3 protein-coding genes and 1 pseudogene are annotated in these 2,686 nt (G+C 74.0%); 1 reads left to right on the forward strand and 3 read right to left on the reverse strand.

What is annotated here, in order from left to right:
* Positions 1-152 (reverse strand): precorrin-6A/cobalt-precorrin-6A reductase (locus SACHA_RS26035; RefSeq protein WP_232211829.1); only part of this gene is annotated, 152 nt, incomplete at its 3' end.
* Positions 153-155: 3 nt separating this feature from the next.
* On the opposite strand from SACHA_RS26035, the gene SACHA_RS0107060 reads away from it, so the two are divergent.
* Entirely contained in the window at positions 156-1,259 is a 1,104-nt protein-coding gene (locus SACHA_RS0107060) for a cobalt-precorrin-5B (C(1))-methyltransferase (protein ID WP_039738239.1), read from the forward strand.
* 396 nt (positions 1,260-1,655) lie between these two features.
* Here the strand turns inward: SACHA_RS0107060 and cobM are convergent, their stop codons facing one another.
* Together cobM and SACHA_RS25050 are read right to left on the reverse strand one after the other, a co-directional pair.
* The gene (gene cobM, locus SACHA_RS0107065; RefSeq protein ID WP_028662957.1) at positions 1,656-2,408 is read right to left on the reverse strand and encodes a precorrin-4 C(11)-methyltransferase; all 753 of its coding nucleotides are present in this window, start codon (positions 2,406-2,408) and stop codon (positions 1,656-1,658) included.
* Positions 2,405-2,686, reverse strand: a pseudogene (locus SACHA_RS25050) (cobalamin biosynthesis bifunctional protein CbiET); the annotation flags it as partial. The gene cobM and the pseudogene SACHA_RS25050, both read right to left, overlap by 4 nt.

Raw genomic sequence — 2,686 nt, forward strand, 5'->3', positions numbered from 1 at the left:
TCCGGGCCGCCGAACCCGCCGACCCGCACCTCGCCCTCGGGCATCCGGGGCCGGGCCACGCGCCCGGCGAGTGAGGAGGTCACCGGCACACCGTCGGCCACGAGCGCGGCGGCCAACGCCCGGGCCTCGGAGGTGCCGCCGAGGATCAGCACGCGATGGGGGATACTGGACACGGTGAGAGTGTGACGGACCTGCGCTACGGCTGGACCACCGGTGCCTGCGCGACGGCGGCGACCAACGCCGCCTACACCGCGCTGCTGACCGGCGAGTTCCCCGACCCGGTGTCGATCGCGCTGCCCAAGGGCAGGCGACCGGCCTTCGCCCTGGCCACCGAGGAGCTGCGGGACGGCTCCGCCAGCGCCGGGGTGATCAAGGACGCCGGGGACGACCCGGACGTCACCCACGGCGCGCTGATCGTGTCCACCGTGCGGGCGGGGGAGCCGGGTACGGGTGTGACGTTCCGCGCCGGTCCGGGGGTGGGCACCGTCACCCTGCCCGGTTTGCCGCTGGAGGTCGGCGAACCCGCGGTCAACCCGGTGCCGCGGGAGCTGATGACCGACGCCGTGCGGCGGGTCGCCGCCGAACACGGCGGTGGCGACTCACCCGATGTGGTGGTGGAGCTGTCCGTGCCGCACGGCGAGGAGATGGCCCGGCACACCTGGAACCCGCGGCTGGGCATCGTCGGCGGGCTGTCCGTGCTGGGCACCACCGGCGTGGTGGTGCCGTACTCGTGCTCGGCGTGGATCGACAGCATCCGCCGGGGTGTGGACGTCGCCCGCGCGCTGGGGCACACCCACGTCGCGGGGGCGGTGGGCAGCACCTCGGAGAAGGTGGTCACCGAGCTGTACGGGCTGCCGGACACGGCGCTGCTGGACATGGGCGACTTCGCGGGCGCGGTGCTGAAGTACGTGCGCCGCCACCCGGTGCCCCGGCTGTCCATCGCGGGCGGGTTCGCCAAGATGTCGAAACTGGCCGCCGGACACCTGGACCTGCACTCCAAGCGCTCCCAGGTGGACCTGGACGTGCTCGCCGGTCTGGCGCGGGAGTCCGGGCACGAGGCCCTGGCCGCCGAGATCGGCGGTGCCAACACCGCCCTGCACGCCCTGGATTTCGCCCACGAACACGACGTGCCCCTCGGCGACCTGGTCGCTGAACGCGCCCGCCGGGCGGCCGCCGACATCCTGGCCGACGCCCCCGTCACGGTCGACGTCGTCGCCGTCGACCGCGCGGGCACCCTCGTCGGCCGCGCCGGCCCCTAACCCCGCGAGTCGCCACCCCAGCCCCGCGAGTCGCCACTCCAGGCCCGCGAGTCGGCCCTGCATGTCCGCGAGTTGACGCTCCAGCCCTGCGAGTCGCCGCCATGTACCCGCGAGTCGCCGCCGTACGCCTGCGAGTTGACGTCCGATGGCGGTCCGTCACCAAGCCGAGGCCGGGGGCGGGGCTCCGGGAACCGGTCCTTGCCGACGTATCTCCTCGGGAGCGCGGAGTGGCCACTCGCACGCACGGCGACAACTCGCTGCCTGAAGCGTCGACTCCCTGGCCTGAAGTGACAACTCGCGGCCCCGGAACGGCAACTCGCGGGCACCTGATGGCAACTCGCGGGCCTGGAGCGTCAACTCGCGGGGCTGGGGTGGCGACTCGCGGGGTGGGTGGGGTCAGGGGCGGGTGGTGCGGTCGCGGCCCTTGGAGTAGAGGAAGCTGTCCGGGTAGTTCTCCGCGGCGAGGACGTCGCCGACGATGACGACGGCGGACTTTTTGATGCCCGCGTCGCGGAGTTGGCCCGCGATGTCGCCCAGGGTGCCGTGCAGCACGATCTCGCCCGGTTGGGTGGCGTGGGCGACCACGGCGGCCGGGCAGTCGGCGCCGTAGTTCGGCAGCAGCTCGTCCACGCACTGCTCGATGCGGTTCACCGCCAGGTGCAGCACCAGGGTGGTGCGGCTCGCGCCGAGGGTGGCCAGGTCCTCACCCTCCGGCATGGACGTCGAGCGCGCCTGCGCGCGGGTGAGCACCACACTCTGCCCCACCGTCGGCACGGTCAGCTCCCGCCCCAGCACCGCCGCGGCGGCGGAGAACGCGGGCACCCCGGGCGTCACGTCGTACGGCACGCCCGCCGCGTCGAGCCGCCGCATCTGCTCGGCCACCGCGCTGTACACCGCCGGGTCGCCGGAGCACAGCCGCGCCACGTCCAGCCCCTCGCCGTGCGCGCGCACCAGCTCGTCGAGGATCTGGTCGAGCGTCAGGTCGGCGGTGTCGATCAGCCGCGCGTCGTCCGGGCAGTGCTTGAGCAGCTCGGTCGGGGTGAGGCTGCCGGGATACAGGCACACCCCGCAGGACGACAGGGTCTCCTGCCCCCGCACGGTGATCAGGTCGGCGGCGCCGGGGCCGGCGCCGATGAAATGCACGGTCATGTGCGCACGCTCCACTGGGTCACGGTGCGCGCGGTCTCCCACCCGGTGAACCCACCGAGCGGCGCCGCACGCTGAACGGACAATCGGGACAGCTCTCCCCCGTACGCGGCGTGGGCGTCGGCCAACGCCCGCTCCGCCTCGACGGTGACACCGTTGGCGACGATCCTGCCGCCCGGCCGCAGCGCGTCCCGGCAGGTGGTCAACACCCCGTCGACGCTCACGCCGCCGCCGACGAACACCGCGTCCGGCGTCTCCAGCCCGGCCAGCGCGTCCGGCGC

Source organism: Saccharomonospora halophila 8, from assembly GCF_000383775.1.
Taxonomy (GTDB): Bacteria; Actinomycetota; Actinomycetes; order Mycobacteriales; family Pseudonocardiaceae; genus Saccharomonospora; species Saccharomonospora halophila.